Origin of the sequence: Nocardia nepalensis (genome assembly GCF_048910785.1) — a bacterium.
GTDB classification, from domain to species: Bacteria; Actinomycetota; Actinomycetes; order Mycobacteriales; family Mycobacteriaceae; genus Nocardia; species Nocardia nepalensis.
This window is the reverse complement of sequence record NZ_JBKBET010000022.1, coordinates 118,361-132,925: the sequence shown is the minus strand read 5'-3', so window position 1 is coordinate 132,925 and position 14,565 is coordinate 118,361. Positions and strand designations below refer to the sequence as shown.

Sequence of the window (14,565 nt, the reverse complement as noted above, 5' to 3'; positions counted from 1 at the left end):
ATTGGGGCGTGTACCGTACTCCGGCATGAAATCTCGGCGGATCACGGTCGGTGACCGGGCATGGACCGTGCGGGTCGACGGCCCGGACTCTCGGCACAGCGTGCTGCTGTTGCCCGATGCCGGTGATCCGGTCGACGTCTATGACCAGGTCTGTGCCCGTTTGCACACCTCGGACCTGCGCACGATAGCGGTGGAATCGATCGCTGACCTGGACCCGGCGGGCATCCACGCCATCCTCGACGAGCTGGGCGTGCCGTGGGTGAACGTCGCCGGACGCGGTGCTGGCGCGCAGTTGGGGTGGCAGGTCTGCGCGGGCGGTTTCGGCCGGTTCATCAGCCTTGTCGTCGCCGATCGCGGCCATCCCGCGGTGCCGGCCGCCGACGGCACCGTCGCGGACCCGACGTGTCGGCCGGTGGAGGTCGCCGCCACGGTGCTGGTGACCAAGAATCTGCCGCGATCGGTCGCGGACGCCTCCGGACGCTACGTCTACGGCGAATTCCGGGTCGTGCAGATCGACGTCGACAACGTGGCGACCGAGGCCGACCACGAGCTGGCCACCGAGATCGTGCTACGCACCAGCCTCTGGTGAACCGGCGGTCTTCTTGCGGAAGACCACCAGCCAGTCCAGCCAGCTGTCGAGTTCGGCGAAGGCCTTGCCCAGCGGTACGGCCGAGGACAGGAACACATCGTGGCGCGCACCGTCGATCGGGACGATATTGGTCCGATCACCGAGGCAACCCGACCAGCGCTGAATCTGCCTGACGTCGAGCACCGCATCGGCGACGTCCACGGCCGGACCATACTGACGCGCGAACTTCGTGATGCGCGAACGCAGAATCAATGCGGGCACGCCGACCGACAGACCCGCCTGCAGCTTGGCGTGCCCGTTGCGGATCGCGCGCAGCCAGCCCAATTTGACCGGGAACCCCTGAAGGGGTTTCCAATCCAGGTTGTAATGCCATTCGCCCGCGACGCTGTGGTGCAGGCTGTCGCCGTAGGAGCTGATCTTTGCGCCGGGTAGCTCGAACATCGACCGGAACCGGCCGAGCGCCTTGATCACCGGGGTGCCGATGGTCCGGTAGTAGGCGGGGCCCTGCAGGTCGAACCAGGGGCTGTTGAGGACCAGGCCGACAATGCCCGACTTGGCCGAGCCCTTCGCCTTGTTGAGCCGGTCCAGCCACAGCGACACGATCAGTCCGCCGGTCGAATGCGCGACCAGCAGCACATGCTCGCCCGCCTCTTCCTGAATGATCCGCAGCGATTCGTTCAGCTCGGCGTCGTAGAGCGCCAGATCGGTCACGTAGTGCGGCGTCTGGCCGTCGCGCAGCGAGCGGCCGCACTTGCGCAGATCGAGCGCGTAGAAGCGATGTCCGCGCTCGGCGAAGTGTTCGGCGAGATGCTGCTGGAAGAAGTAGTCGGTGAATCCGTGCACATAGAGCACCGCGGGTTCGGTGGCGGCGGCGCCGGTATCGGGGGTGTGGCGGACCAGTGTCGCCACGGCCTCGCCCTCGCCATCGGGGTCCGGGCCGAGCGGCAACGTCCGCTGCTCATAGCCGGCACCGAGGACATCGGGCTTCCATCGCTCGGCGGCCGGAGCCGTGATATCGGACACGCTGAGCGAGGCTTCATTCGTCACAAGGATCAATGTAGGCGACGTCAGCGCCGTTTCGAAGATCGAACCCTGGAAGGAATCTATGTCACATTCGGCAAGTTCGTTGCCGGGCTTCGAACAGGTGAGGTGCACAATTGGGCTTAGGTGAACGGCGGGTAACCTACTCCCGCCGAGTCACGCAGGACTCGCAACAACCACATAGCGCCCGTGCCCAGCAGGCCCACCGTGGGGGTGGGCGTGCGCAGAAGGACAAGGAAGTCGATCTACCCGTGCCGAACGCTGCCATGACTGAAAAGACCGATGTAGTACTCATCGGTGCCGGGATCATGAGTGCCACCCTCGGCGCACTGCTTCGGCAGTTGCAGCCGGAATGGTCGATCTCCCTGTTCGAGCGGCTCGACGCCGCCGCCGCCGAGAGCAGCGATCCGTGGAACAACGCTGGCACCGGACACTCCGCACTGTGTGAACTGAACTACAGCCCGCAGAATCCGGACGGCTCGGTCGATATCAGCAAGGCCATCGACATCAACGAGCGCTTCCAGGTCTCGCGGCAGTTCTGGTCCTACGGCGTGGAGAACGGCATCCTCGGTGATCCCTCCGCCTTCATCAACCCCATCCCGCACGTCAGCTTCGTGCACGGCGCGGACAACGTGGACTACCTGCGCAAGCGCTACGAGGCGCTGTCGCGGCATCCGCTGTTCTCCACGATGGAATACATCGACAGTCCGGACGAGTTCGCCAAGCGACTGCCGCTGATGGCCAGGGGCCGCGACTTCTCCGATCCGATCGCGCTCAACTGGACCAATGAGGGCACCGATATCGACTTCGGCTCGCTCACCAGCGAACTGCTGGCCTACCTCGGCCGCACCGGAGTGGATCTGGCCTTCGGTCACGAGGTCCGCAACCTGACCAAGCAGGCCGACGGCTCCTGGCTGGTCAAGGTGCGCAACCTGCGCACCCGCCGGACCCGCACGCTCATCAGCAAATTCGTCTTCGTCGGCGCGGGTGGCGGTGCGCTGCCGCTGCTGCAGAAGTCGGGCATCAAGGAGGCCAAGGGTTTCGGCGGCTTCCCGATCAGCGGCCAGTTCATCCGTTGCACCAACCCGGAGCTGGTCTACAAGCACGAGGCCAAGGTCTACGGCAAGGCCGCGGTCGGCGCGCCGCCGATGTCGGTGCCGCACTTGGACACTCGCATCATCAAGGGCAAGCCCGGACTGCTGTTCGGGCCCTACGCCGGGTGGACGCCGAAGTTCCTCAAGGACGGTAAGAACACCGACCTGTTCAAGTCGGTCAAGCCGAACAATATCTGCTCCCTGCTCGGTGTCGGCGTCACCGAACTCGGCCTGACCAAGTACCTGATCAGCGAGCTGCTCAAGTCCGAGGCGGGCAAGGTGGCCACGCTGGAGGAGTTCATGCCGCGCGCGGACGGCCACGACTGGGAGCTGATCACCGCGGGCCAGCGCGTGCAGGTCATCCGGCGCAAGGGTGCGGGCGGTGTGCTCGAATTCGGCACCGCGGTTATCACCGCCGAGGACGGCACCATCGCGGGTCTGCTCGGCGCGTCGCCCGGCGCGTCGACCTGTGTGAGCGCCATGATCGATGTGCTGCAGCGCTGCTTCCCGCGCGAGTACGCAGACTGGACGCCGAAGCTGAAGGAAATGGTGCCCTCGCTGGGCGTAAAGCTCTCGGAGAACCAGGCGTTGTTCCAGGAAGTCTGGGATTGGTCGACCAAAACCCTGAACCTGAACGGCGTGTCGGGCAACACGCCAAAGCACGCAGGGGTCGCGCCGATCGCATAGTTGTGATAGCAAGACGCGATGATGTCAACGGTTGCACTCAAACGGTCCTGGGCGCTCGATCTCGACACCGCCACCCTGTATCAGCTGTTGAAGCTTCGCGTCGAAGTCTTTGTGGTCGAACAGAAATGCGCGTACCCGGAGCTGGACGGACTCGACCTGCTGCCGGAGACGCGCCATTTCTGGCTCGATGACGAGGGCGAGATCATCTCCACGCTGCGGTTGCTCGAGGAGCACGAGAACGGCGTGAAGTCCTTCCGCATCGGCCGGTTGTGCACCTCGGTTCCGGCGCGCGGACACGGCTACACCACCCGGCTGGTGCAGGCGGCGCTCGCCGAGGCGGGCTCGGCGACGGTGCGCCTGAACGCGCAGACGTACCTGGTCGATATGTACGCCAAGTTCGGGTTCAAGCCCGACGGCGAGGAGTTCATCGACGACGGCATCATGCATCTGCCCATGCGCAAGGGGTAGATCCAGCGCGGTTCCTGGCCGGTGGAGGGTGCTGCCGGTCGGCGGTTGCGGCGCGAATACAGTTGGGGCGTGTCCCTGGCCCATACGGAAACCGCGCCGCATGCCCCTTCGCTGACCGGTTCGCGTCCCGGCGCGGACGGTGATGCGGGATTCCCGTTCTCGGCGGTGGTGGGGCAGGAGCGATTGCAGCTGGCACTGATTCTGTGCGCGGTGCATCCCGGGATCGGTGGCGTGCTGGTGCGCGGGGAGAAGGGGACCGCGAAATCGACTGTGGTGCGGGCACTTGCGCAGTTGCTGCCGCCCGTCGTCGATGAAACCGGTGCGCGGCCCGCTCGGCTGGTCGAACTGCCCGTCGGCGCCACAGAAGACCGGGTGGTCGGTTCGCTGGATCTGGAGCGGGTGCTGCGCGATGGCGAGCAGGCGTTCCGGCCCGGACTGCTGGCGGCCGCGCATCACGGCGTGCTCTACGTCGACGAGGTGAATCTGCTGCACGACCACCTCGTGGACGTACTGCTCGACGCCGCCGCGATGGGTCGGGTGCATATCGAACGCGATGGGGTCTCGCATTCGCATCCGGCGCGGTTCGTGCTGGTCGGCACCATGAATCCGGAGGAGGGTGAGCTGCGGCCGCAGCTGCTGGACCGGTTCGGGCTCACCGTCGACGTCGCGGCCTCGCGGAATGTGGACGTGCGGATGGCGGTGGTGCGCCGTCGGCTGGACTACGAGGCGGATCCGGCCGGATTCGCCGGGCGCTATGCCGGCGCCGATCGGGAGGTGGCCGAGCGGATTCTCACCGCGCGCGATCGGGTCGCGTCCGTCGCGCTCGACAATGTCGAGCTGCGGCGGATTGCCGCGCTGTGTGCGTCGTTCGATGTGGATGGGATGCGGGCGGATCTGGTGGTGGCCAGGACCGCCGCCGCGCATGCGGCCTGGCGTGGGGCGGCAGCGGTGGCCGAGGAGGATGTGCGCGTAGCCGCTGAGCTGGCGTTGCCGCATCGGCGGCGTCGGGATCCGTTCGATGAGCCGGGGATCAGCGAAGAGCAGTTGGATGAGGCGATGCGTGCGGCGGGGGAGGAGGCTGCGCGGGCCGAAAAGTCCGGTGAGCGTTCGGAGTTGGAGCAACGGGCTGGGGATCTCGACGACGGCAGTTCGAATGATGGCGGTCTGGACAGTCACCCCAACGATGACGCAGGTTCGGATCGGGCACTGAACAACGAGGACGATCCGGATGGTGGCCCCAGCGATGGCGGCCCGGATGGTCGTGGCCCTGAAGACGATCCGGATGGCACTCCCGGCCCCGACGGCGATGGCCCGGATTCGCCGGGCGGAGGGCGATCGCCGTCCGCGCGCGAGGGGCGTACCGGTACACCCGCGACATCCGTTGTGACACCCCCACGTTGGGAGGTCCCCGGCGTCGGCGAGGGCGCGGCGGGTCGTCGCTCGCGCGCACAGACCAGGCAGGGCCGCACCGTCCGTTCCGGCACCGACACCTCCGCGGGTCTGCATCTGCTCGGCACCGTCTTCGCCGCCGCACCGCACCAGCGTTCCCGGGGCCGCGCCGACGGACCGTTGAAACTGGCCGCCGATGACCTGCGCGGCGCGTATCGCGAAGGGCGCGAGGGCAATCTGGTGATCTTCGTGGTCGACGCCTCCGGATCCATGGCGGCCCGGGACCGGCTCTCGGCCGTCACCGGCGCCGTCGTCGCCTTGCTGCGCGACGCCTATCAGCGGCGCGACAAGGTCGCCGTGATCACCGTGCGCGGCCAGGAAGCCGAACTCGTACTGCCGCCGACGTCCTCGGTCGATATCGCCGTGCGCCGCCTGTCGGGCATGCGCACCGGTGGCAAAACCCCGCTCGCCGCAGGACTGCTGAAGGCCCGCGAGGTCGTACACCGCGAGCGCGTCCGCGACCCCCGCCGCCGCCCGATGCTGGTGCTGCTCACCGACGGCCGCGCCACCGGCGGCGCCGACCCGGTACCGCGGGCCCGCGCCGCGGCGAATCTGCTTGCCAACGAAGCGATCACCTCGATCGTCGTCGACTGCGAACGCGGCATGATCCGCCTCGGCCTCGCCGCCGATCTGGCCCGGACGCTCCGCGCCGGATACCTCCAACTCGCCGAACTGACCGGCGACTCGGTGGCCGATGTCGTCCGCGCCGGATCCGGTCGCCCCAACGTGACCCGAGCCGCCTGATCGTGGCGGATATGCCTGTGCAGGTGCGGTCCGGCAGCTTCGATCGCATGGCGCATGGCGGTGCGACCGATGTTGACGTTCTGATCAATGGACTACCAAGGAGATTCGATGCCTAAGGGTGTGCCGGAGACGGTTCCGGATGATGGGCTGACCACGCGGCAGCGGCGCAATCAGCCGGTGCTTGCGGTGCATACCGGGCCGGGCAAGGGGAAGTCGACGGCCGCGTTCGGGATGGCATTGCGGGCGTGGAACCAGGGATTCGATATCGCGGTATTCCAGTTCGTGAAGAGCGCCAAGTGGAAGGTGGGGGAGGAGGCGGCCTTTCGCACTCTCGGCCGACTGCACGAGGAGACCGGCACCGGTGGGCCGGTCGAGTGGCACAAGATGGGGGAGGGCTGGTCGTGGACCCGCAAGCAGGGTAGCGACGAGGACCATGCCGCCGCCGCGCTGGCGGGCTGGCGCGAGATCGCGCGCAGGCTACAGGCCGAACAGCACCGGTTCTACGTCCTCGACGAATTCACCTACCCGCTCAAATGGGGCTGGGTCGATGTCGACGAGGTCGTCGAGACGCTACGCGATCGTCCCGGCAATCAGCATGTGGTCATCACCGGCCGCGACGCCGCACCGGCTTTGCTGGACGCCGCCGATCTGGTCACCGAAATGACCAAGGTCAAACACCCGATGGACGCGGGCCGCAAGGGCCAGCGAGGCATCGAATGGTGAGTTTCCTATCGCCGGGCGCGATATGGCTGCGGCAGACGACGAGAATGAGCCAATTCGGCAACAGGCTCTCGCGTCGACCTCTAGAAAGTGTGCGGCTGCCGTGAGCGAGGGGCGGGTTCCGGCCGTAGTGATCGCGGCTCCTGCTTCTGGGAGTGGGAAGACGACGCTGGCGACGGGCTTGATCGGGGCGCTGCGGCGGGCCGGGCATCGGGTGGCGCCGTTCAAGGTGGGGCCGGACTACATCGATCCGGGCTATCACGGCCTGGCTGCCGGGCGGCCGGGACGCAATCTCGACCCGGTGCTGGTCGGCGCGGAACGTGTTGTGCCGCTTTATCGCCACGGTGCGCAGGGATGCGACCTGGCGGTGGTCGAGGGTGTGATGGGTCTGTTCGACGGCCGCATCGATGAGCACCACTGCGCACCGATCGCCGAGGGCTCCACCGCCCAGGTCGCCGGATTACTCGGCGCCCCAGTGATTTTGGTCGTCGACGCCCGCGGCCACAGCCAGAGCCTCGCCGCCCTGCTGCACGGTTTCGCGACCTTCGACACCGCGATCCGCCTCGGCGGCGTAATCCTCAACCGCGTCGGCAGCGACCGTCACGACCAGGTCCTGCGCGCGGCCTGCGACCGAGTCGGCCTCCCCGTCCTCGGATCACTGCCGCGCATGCGCGAACTGGAAGTCCCCTCCCGCCACCTCGGCCTGATCCCCGCCGTCGAACACGGCCCCGCCGCCACCGCCGCCGTCCAAGCTATGACCAACCTCGTCGCTGCCCACGTAGACCTGGCAGCCATAGCCCGCCTCGCCCACTCGACCGTCACGGGTCCAGCCTGGGATCCAGCGACCGCGATCCGTGCTGCCGAGGAGCCGGTGTCCGACCGAGATGCCCTCGCTCAGACAAACATGCCGCAGTCGAGCGCGGGCACCTCTCATGCGGCTGCGGCGAGCTCGGTTCGCGGGGCTGTGGTTGCGCCGGAGGCGGGGGGTGCGGTTGCGGGGGTGGGATTCGAGCCGGTGATCGCGATGGCGGGTGGGGCTGCCTTCACGTTCGGGTATGCGGAGCATCGGGAGTTGTTGGTGGCGGCGGGGGCGCGGGTTGTGGTTTTCGATCCGCTGCGCGATGAACTTCCCCCCGGGACAGCGGGTTTGGTGTTGCCCGGTGGGTTTCCGGAGGAGCATGCGGCGGCGTTGGCGGCCAATACCCGGCTCTTGGCGCAGGTGGCCGAGCAGGCGCGGGCCGGGCTCCCGGTGCACGCCGAATGCGCTGGGCTGCTGTATCTCACGCGCTCACTCGACGGCCATCCGATGGCGGGTGTGGTCGACGCGACGGCGGAGTTCGGCCCGCGCCTGACCCTCGGCTATCGAGATGGTGTGGCGCTCGCCGATTCCGCGCTGTGGCGAGCGGGCGAGCGCGTACGCGGTCACGAATTCCACCGCACCCAGCTGGTAACCCCCGGCGACGTCACCCACGCGTGGGGCTGGCACACCGCAGGAGACCGCATCCGCGAGGGCGCTCTCATCCATCAGGTACACGCCTCCTACCTGCACACCCACCCCGCCGGAAACCCCCGAGCCACAAGCCGTTTCGTCACCGCAGCCGCCCACTGTGCCCGCACTCGTGCCAGCGTCTGACACCCCCGCCGCACCGGCGAGACGGCCCAACTCGCCCGCGGCCCTCGCCTCGCCGTGCGGCCCCGTGAGCCTGCGCCCCGTGGTAGCGGCTGCCCGCCCGGACGCGTCTTCGACGCATTCCGATCCCCTTGCGACACAGCCGGATTCGGTGGTCGCGCCGCCCGATCCGGTGGCAGCATCGCGTGATGTGGTCGCGGTGTCGCCCGAGGGCCGACCGCGACCGCCCGAGCTGGCTGTCGGCCTCGGGTTTCGGCCGGGCACATCGACGCAACGCCTCCTTGGTTCGCTACGAGAAGTGCTGGGCGACAAGCCCATTGCCTGTCTAGCGACCATCGATCGTCGTGCCGACGAACTCGGTCTCCGTGGTGCCGCCACCCGCTTGGACGTCCCGGTCCGTACCTACACGGCAGCCGAACTCGCCCAGGTCGACGTCCCCAACCCCTCCGCGCGCACCGATGACGCGCTCGGCACCGCCAGTGTCGCCGAGGCTGCTGCGCTGCTCGCTGCCGGTGGGCCGCTCGTTATCCCCAAGCGCACGGTCGACGGAATTGTGATCGCGGCCGCGCTCACCGCACACCAGCATGTGCCCGCATCGCCCCAAACCTAGGGCGCGACCGAACCCCAATCGGCGAACCCGGTCGGATCGTGACGTCCAAGGCTCGCGTGCTCGAACAGACCCCACCCCTCGGACTCGCCGCAGCGTGCGTGCGCGACGTGATCGATGACCCCGAACGGGATACGGCCCGCAATGGCCGGGTCGGTCAAGTCGTAGCTGCTGGTCGAGGACCAGTCGCGGCCCATCCACCGGCCGTGCAGCCAGTCCGGGTCGCCGCCGTAGCCGCAGCCGACGTGCAGGGGGATATTGGTGACGGTCCGGATCTCGACGTCGAGCGGCTTACCGTCCGGGGTGCTGAGTTCCAATCGAGCGCCGACGGGATGCCTTGTGCCCGAGCGATATTCGATGTGATAGCGCGGCCAGCCCAACTGTTCGGTGCGCCCGTCCGGGAAGATGCGGACGGCGTCGTTGAGGGTGCGCTTGCCATCGGGCTCCTCCTGCAGGATCACCACGATGGCGAAATCGTCGAAGCGAATCGGCACGTACATCCACCAGAACCCGCCGGAGGGTTCGGCGGCGGCGCGGCCCGGCGGTTCGGGTTCGCCGACCGGGCGGATGCCCCAGGAGCGGTCCCGGGTGCCCATCCATACGGCCGGGTCGACGGTGAGGTCCGTGCCGTCGACGTGCAGCGTCCCCTCCCACGAGCCGACCTGCGCGAAGCGGGTCGCCTGGATGATCGGGCGATTGCCGTTGAGGATCAGGTGCGGTTGTTCCTCGACGGTGGGAAACGACCCGTGCCAGGTGAGGTCGAAGCCGAGATCATCGTGCTCGCAGACCACCCGGACCCGCTGCAGCGGCTCCTGCACCTCGATCCGGTAGCCGCCGACCCGCAGGTCGACGCCGCGATCGCCCAGGGCGTCGGAGAAGCGGACCGTGCGCTGGATATCACCACGCCGAACGCAGGCGTACGCGTCGATCACCCCGAGGTTCGGATAGACGCCGCCGCCGGTTACGAAGAAGGTGCCGCCATCGCGGTCGTGACCGTTGAAATAGCTTCGGTCGTAGAAGTTCCGGTCGCTGCTGGCCACTCGGGCCATCGACAGGTGAGTCTGGTGGATGGGGTATTCATCAAGGGGCGAAGGCATATTCAATCCCATTCATAGGTTCCGTCGAGCAGCGCCTCGAGGCTTGCCCGGTGCATCACGTAGTCATCGCGATCGGGAGTATCGGTGTCCTCGCCGAAATGGATCATCCGGCGCTTGACCCTGGCCATCACGATCGCGTGCCGCAGCGCGGCGTAGACGATGTAGAAGTCGAGATCGCGGACCGTATAGCCGGTGATCTCTTGGTATTTCGCGACAACGTCCGCGCGCCGCAGGAAGTCCGGCAGCCCGGGCTGATCGAACCGGGTGGCGATGTCCTGGAAGAAGCGGTGGATGAAGATGAGCCAGGCGATATCCAGTTCACGCGGGCCGAGTCCGGCCATTTCCCAGTCGAGTACGCCGACCGGGGTGAAGCCGTCGTAGAGCACATTGCCTGGCCGCGAATCGCCCCAACTCAGCACGTCCGGACCGGGATCTGCGGGCCAGTGCGCATCGAGCCAGTCGAAGGTCCGCTCGATCAGCGGGATCGGGTAACCGTCATCGGCCAACGCCCAGCGGTACCAGTTGCGGTGCCATTCGACATGGCGGCGCAGTGCCTGCCCGGGACCGTCCAACATCGGGAATCGCGTTGTCGGGTCCGGGATTTCGTGCACCTTCGCGATGACCTCGACGGTCTTCGCGGTCAGTTCCGCACGCTCTTGCGGACTCGCGTCGAACAGCCAGCCGATGAACACATACGGCGGATTATCGGCGGGCACCCGGCCCTCGATCCGCCGCATTACGAAAAACTTCGAGCCGAGCGGCTTCTCGTCGGTCTCCAGCCAACACAGTTCGGGGACGGGCACCTCCGATGCCGCCGCGACCCCTTCCATGATCCGGTATTGCAGTTCCAGGTCGTAGTTTTCGAAGACCGGGAACGAATCGGCCTCCGGTGTCATCCTGGCCACGAACGAGCCGCGCTCCGCTCGCCCGTCCACACTCCATTCGGCGTCGAACAGCACCGTCGGACTCGACATCCCGGCGCCCTGTGGCCGCGACAGCGCCGAGATGGTCGGCGGATGGTCCGCGCCGACCTTGCCGTCCAGCCACCGGGACAGATCCTCGGCGAGCGTGTCGAGGTCCCGCGCGCTGACGGTCAGCTGCCGCCGCGCGGTGGGGTCGGGATCTTCGGCCATTCTTTGTCCTCCTGACGCATGTGCCTGCGGAAACTGTAACGCGTTCTAGTCGGTGCTTACCGCAAAAATTCGAAGAAAACGCGCGACCCTCACTGGGTGATATTCGGTATTGACAAACCGCTGCACCGGGGCGCCCCAGACGGCGGGTGGTCATACTTCCGACGGAGCCGCATACTCCGACGGGTAGGGGTGTAAATCGGGGTTTTCCTGGAAGCGGGTCCGGCGATCGCGCGGATACCGTCGGCTGACGTGGAGTCTTCGGGTGAGAGTGAGGGGATCGGTGTGAGCGCGGTCGGTACGGAGGTTCTCGATCGGGAAGACAGCGTCGTATCATCCGGGCCGCCCGCAGGGTGGAATCCGTTGTCCAGGATCGCTTTCCGGTTCTGCTTCACCTATTTCGGCCTTTTCTGCCTGTTGTTTTCACAGATTCCCTTCGCGTTCGCCGGGCTGCTCACCGAATCGCTGCCGGACAGCGCGGTGCTGTGGGAATTGCGCGTGCTGAGCCCGGTCGTCGAGTGGGCCGGGCGACTGTTCTTCGACGCCGATATCGTGCTGCGGGAGGATTCGGGCAGCGGCGATCAGTGGTTCATGTGGTCGTTCGTCTACTGCCTGCTGATCGTCGCGGTGGTGGCTGCGCTCATCTGGACGGTACTGGACCGGCGCAGGCGCGACTATCAGAAGCTGCAGGCCTGGTTCCTGATCTTCATCCGGATGTGCCTGGGCGGACAAATGCTGTTGTACGGATTCGCCAAGGCCATTCCGTCGCAGATGCCGCAGCCTTCGCTCGCCAAATTGCTGCAACCATATGGTGAGTTCAGCCCCGCCTCGGTGCTGTGGAACCAGGTCGGAAGCTCACCCACCTACGAGATCCTGCTCGGCTGCGCCGAAGTGCTCGGCGGCCTATTGCTTTTCGTGCCGAGGACCGCGACGCTCGGCGCGATGTTGAGCCTGGTGAGCTTGGCGCAGGTGTTCGTGCTCAATATGACCTTCGACGTTCCGGTCAAGATCCTGGCATTCCACCTCATGCTGCTGAGCATGGTTCTGCTGGCGCCGCAGACGCGGCGGCTGGCGAATGTGCTGCTGCTGAATCGGCCGTCCGAACCGGCCACGCAGCCGGATCCGTTCCGCGGCAACCGAACTCGCTGGATCGCGATCGCATTGCAGGTCGCGCTCGCGGTGTGGATGACATTGGGCTTCGTGCACACGGGTCTGAAGTACTGGAACGAAGGCGGTGGCGGCAGCCCGAAGCCGCCGCTGTACGGGATCTGGACGGTATCGGAGTTCACCCAGGACGGGGTGCCGGTGCCGCCGCTGACCACCGACGAGACACGTTGGCAGCGCGTCGTTTTCGATGTGCCCGGGATGACCTATCAGAAGATGGACGGCACGCTCGTGCCTGCCGTCCCGGCTGTCGACACCGCCGCGCATACCCTCGCCGTATCCGCGCCGCCGGAGCAGCCGGACGCGCAACCGACGCCGATTGCCGCCTTCACCTTCGAACAGCCCGCGCCCGACCGTCTGACGCTGAACGGGCAGCTGCACGGTCGCCCGGTGACCATCTCCTTGCAGCAGGTCGATCTCGACAGCTTCCCGCTGCGCGGCCGGGGATTCAATTGGGTGCAGGACTACCCGTACTTCCGCTGAAATCCCTTGCCGGAGTAGATCAACCGATGGTGATCGCATCAAGTCGGGTGCGCAGGAATGCCGCCGACACCACCGGTGCCAGCCCGCCGACCCGGCCGATCGGCGGCTCGAGCGGGGTGACCACGGCATCGTGATCGAGTTCGTAGAAGTAGATCAGCGAGACCAGATCCTCCTCGGGCGCCTGCGGCTGCGGCGGCAGCACCCGATGCCTGCCGGACGGCCAGCGCGCACCGCTCCAATAGGCGAGTAGGTCACCGATATTCACCGTCAGCGCCGCCGGATCGTAGGGTGCGTCGGCCCAGCCTTCGGCCTCGGTGTAGATCTGCAATCCACCCGCGCCGGGCTCGCGATCGAGCACGGTGACGGTGCCGAAATCGGTGTGTGGGCCGATGCGGAACTGACCGGGTTCGGGTGCGCCGACCACGGTCAGCGGCGGGTAGTGGTTGATATTGCAGGTCCAGGTCGGACGGGCGGCCAGATCCTGGAAAGGGTTGGCGGGCAACTGAATTGCTGCGGCGAACAGGGCGAGCAGTTCGTCGGAGAGAGTGCGCATGGCGGCGGTGTAGGTGGTCATCAGCTCGCGCAGTTCGATCACCTCCGCGGGCCACACGTTGGGCAGGAACCAGACGTCGTCGACCTCGGGATCGCCGACCGGGGTATCCGCGCCGACGGCGTAGGTTTCCTTGAGATCGGGCGGTGTCTCGGTGCCCTCGGCATAGCCGTTGGCCTCCTTGCCCGGGCCGATCCAGCCCCGACCGCCCACGGTGACGGCATAGCGTTGCTTGACCTCGTCCGGCAGCGCGAAGAAGCGGCGGGCGGCCGCGCGCACGGCGGCGGGCAGGCCCTCGGGGACGCCGTGGCCGTAGACGAGCAGGAATCCGGCGCGGCGCAACCCCTCGTCCACGGCTAGTTCGACTTCGGTGGCGGCCGGCCCGCCCGCACGCCACCGTGCGAGGTCGATCGAGGCAATCGCGTTCATGCTTCGGTCCTTTCCGGTTCGGCCACCGATCTGCGGCTCGGTTCGTCCGAATGTCGTTGGCAACGTGGGAGTTCCGTCACTGTGCGGCGCTCTCGTCCGGCACGCCGATATCTTCGTTCCAGAGCTGCGGCTGCTCGGCGATGAATTCGGTCATCAGGTCGATGCAGCGCTGGTCCTCTAGCACGGTCACCGCGACGCCGTGCTCGGCCAGCCAGTCGTGTCCGCCGTGGAAGGTCTGCGATTCCCCGATGATGACCGCCCCGATCCCGAACTGTCGTACCAGGCCGCTGCAGTACCAGCACGGCGACAGGGTGGTCACCATGATGGTCGAGCCGTAGTCGCGGCGGCGGCCCGCATTGCGGAACGCGTCCGTCTCGGCGTGCATGCTGGGATCGCCGGACTGCACCCGGCGGTTGTGCCCGCGCCCGAGCAGGGTGCCGTCGGCCGCGAACAGCGCGGCGCCGATCGGGATCCCGCCCTCGGTCAGGCCGCGCAGTGCCTCCTCATAAGCCACCTCTAGCAGTTGCCGTGCCGGTATCGCCTGCGTCATGGCTCCAACCTCCAGGAACCGGGCGGCCACCGCAACAACTGACGAACCGTATGTCATTGCGGGCACCGCTGCTGACAGCGTCACCCGCCACCCGATCCCCGCAGGACCATCCGACCCGGGCGATCCGCCGAAT

Annotated in this window: 13 protein-coding genes; 8 read left to right on the top strand and 5 right to left on the bottom strand. The window is 67.1% G+C overall.

What is annotated here, in order from left to right; translation table 11 throughout:
• Positions 1-25 precede the first annotated feature (25 nt).
• On the top strand, positions 26-589 hold the full coding sequence (locus tag ACHQ4I_RS19375; RefSeq protein ID WP_420773194.1) for an alpha/beta hydrolase: 564 nt from the start codon (positions 26-28) through the stop codon (positions 587-589).
• Here ACHQ4I_RS19375 and ACHQ4I_RS19370 read toward each other — a convergent pair.
• On the bottom strand, positions 569-1,636 hold the full coding sequence (locus tag ACHQ4I_RS19370; RefSeq protein ID WP_420773193.1) for an alpha/beta hydrolase: 1,068 nt from the start codon (positions 1,634-1,636) through the stop codon (positions 569-571). The genes ACHQ4I_RS19375 and ACHQ4I_RS19370 overlap by 21 nt on opposite strands.
• Positions 1,637-1,896: 260 nt before the next feature.
• Here ACHQ4I_RS19370 and mqo point away from each other — a divergent pair, with 260 nt between their 5' ends.
• The 6 genes from mqo to ACHQ4I_RS19340 all read left to right on the top strand — a co-directional run bounded on the left by mqo (position 1,897) and on the right by ACHQ4I_RS19340 (position 9,032).
• Complete coding sequence (gene mqo, locus ACHQ4I_RS19365) at positions 1,897-3,411, top strand: malate dehydrogenase (quinone) (protein WP_420773192.1); 1,515 nt, start codon at positions 1,897-1,899, stop codon at positions 3,409-3,411.
• Between the two features lie 18 nt (positions 3,412-3,429).
• Positions 3,430-3,879 (top strand): GNAT family N-acetyltransferase, encoded by a 450-nt coding sequence (locus tag ACHQ4I_RS19360; RefSeq protein WP_420773191.1) that lies wholly within the window; start codon positions 3,430-3,432, stop codon positions 3,877-3,879.
• A gap of 111 nt (positions 3,880-3,990) precedes the next feature.
• On the top strand, positions 3,991-6,072 hold the full coding sequence (locus ACHQ4I_RS19355; protein ID WP_420773366.1) for a VWA domain-containing protein: 2,082 nt from the start codon (positions 3,991-3,993) through the stop codon (positions 6,070-6,072).
• A gap of 108 nt (positions 6,073-6,180) precedes the next feature.
• Positions 6,181-6,795 carry a cob(I)yrinic acid a,c-diamide adenosyltransferase gene (gene cobO / locus ACHQ4I_RS19350; RefSeq protein WP_420773190.1) on the top strand — a complete coding sequence of 205 codons (615 nt, stop codon included), beginning with the start codon at positions 6,181-6,183 and terminating at the stop codon, positions 6,793-6,795.
• 100 nt (positions 6,796-6,895) lie between these two features.
• Positions 6,896-8,425: a cobyrinic acid a,c-diamide synthase CobB gene (locus tag ACHQ4I_RS19345; RefSeq protein WP_420773189.1), complete on the top strand. Its 1,530-nt coding sequence runs from the start codon at positions 6,896-6,898 to the stop codon at positions 8,423-8,425.
• Positions 8,426-8,504: 79 nt separating this feature from the next.
• The gene (locus ACHQ4I_RS19340; RefSeq protein WP_420773188.1) at positions 8,505-9,032 is read left to right on the top strand and encodes a cobalamin biosynthesis protein; all 528 of its coding nucleotides are present in this window, start codon (positions 8,505-8,507) and stop codon (positions 9,030-9,032) included.
• On the opposite strand, the gene ACHQ4I_RS19335 is transcribed toward ACHQ4I_RS19340, so the two are convergent.
• Together ACHQ4I_RS19335 and ACHQ4I_RS19330 are read right to left on the bottom strand one after the other, a co-directional pair.
• Complete coding sequence (locus tag ACHQ4I_RS19335) at positions 9,029-10,126, bottom strand: Rv3169 family protein (RefSeq protein ID WP_420773187.1); 1,098 nt, start codon at positions 10,124-10,126, stop codon at positions 9,029-9,031. The genes ACHQ4I_RS19340 and ACHQ4I_RS19335 overlap by 4 nt on opposite strands.
• Positions 10,127-10,128: 2 nt before the next feature.
• Positions 10,129-11,259 carry a phosphotransferase family protein gene (locus ACHQ4I_RS19330; protein ID WP_420773186.1) on the bottom strand — a complete coding sequence of 377 codons (1,131 nt, stop codon included), beginning with the start codon at positions 11,257-11,259 and terminating at the stop codon, positions 10,129-10,131.
• Between the two features lie 360 nt (positions 11,260-11,619).
• Here ACHQ4I_RS19330 and ACHQ4I_RS19325 point away from each other — a divergent pair, with 360 nt between their 5' ends.
• Positions 11,620-12,903, top strand: a complete 1,284-nt coding sequence (locus ACHQ4I_RS19325) for a DoxX family protein (RefSeq protein WP_420773185.1) — start codon at positions 11,620-11,622, stop codon at positions 12,901-12,903.
• A gap of 19 nt (positions 12,904-12,922) precedes the next feature.
• Here ACHQ4I_RS19325 and ACHQ4I_RS19320 read toward each other — a convergent pair whose 3' ends face one another.
• Both ACHQ4I_RS19320 and ACHQ4I_RS19315 read right to left on the bottom strand, forming a co-directional pair.
• Positions 12,923-13,882 carry an isopenicillin N synthase family dioxygenase gene (locus ACHQ4I_RS19320; protein WP_420773184.1) on the bottom strand — a complete coding sequence of 320 codons (960 nt, stop codon included), beginning with the start codon at positions 13,880-13,882 and terminating at the stop codon, positions 12,923-12,925.
• A 76-nt stretch (positions 13,883-13,958) separates the two neighbouring features.
• Positions 13,959-14,432, bottom strand: coding sequence for a nucleoside deaminase (locus ACHQ4I_RS19315; RefSeq protein ID WP_420773183.1), 474 nt, complete (start codon positions 14,430-14,432; stop codon positions 13,959-13,961).
• Between the last annotated feature and the right edge of the window lie 133 nt (positions 14,433-14,565).

What these genes read in the sequence shown, in the direction of transcription:
- ACHQ4I_RS19375 (WP_420773194.1), top strand. Translation starts at nt 26, where the DNA reads ATGAAATCTCGGCGGATCACGGTCGGTGACCGGGCATGGACCGTGCGG.
- mqo (WP_420773192.1), top strand. Translation starts at nt 1,897, where the DNA reads ATGACTGAAAAGACCGATGTAGTACTCATCGGTGCCGGGATCATGAGT.
- ACHQ4I_RS19360 (WP_420773191.1), top strand. Translation starts at nt 3,430, where the DNA reads ATGATGTCAACGGTTGCACTCAAACGGTCCTGGGCGCTCGATCTCGAC.
- cobO (WP_420773190.1), top strand. Translation starts at nt 6,181, where the DNA reads ATGCCTAAGGGTGTGCCGGAGACGGTTCCGGATGATGGGCTGACCACG.
- ACHQ4I_RS19335 (WP_420773187.1), bottom strand. Translation starts at nt 10,126, where the DNA reads ATGCCTTCGCCCCTTGATGAATACCCCATCCACCAGACTCACCTGTCG.
- ACHQ4I_RS19330 (WP_420773186.1), bottom strand. Translation starts at nt 11,259, where the DNA reads ATGGCCGAAGATCCCGACCCCACCGCGCGGCGGCAGCTGACCGTCAGC.
- ACHQ4I_RS19320 (WP_420773184.1), bottom strand. Translation starts at nt 13,882, where the DNA reads ATGAACGCGATTGCCTCGATCGACCTCGCACGGTGGCGTGCGGGCGGG.
- ACHQ4I_RS19315 (WP_420773183.1), bottom strand. Translation starts at nt 14,432, where the DNA reads ATGACGCAGGCGATACCGGCACGGCAACTGCTAGAGGTGGCTTATGAG.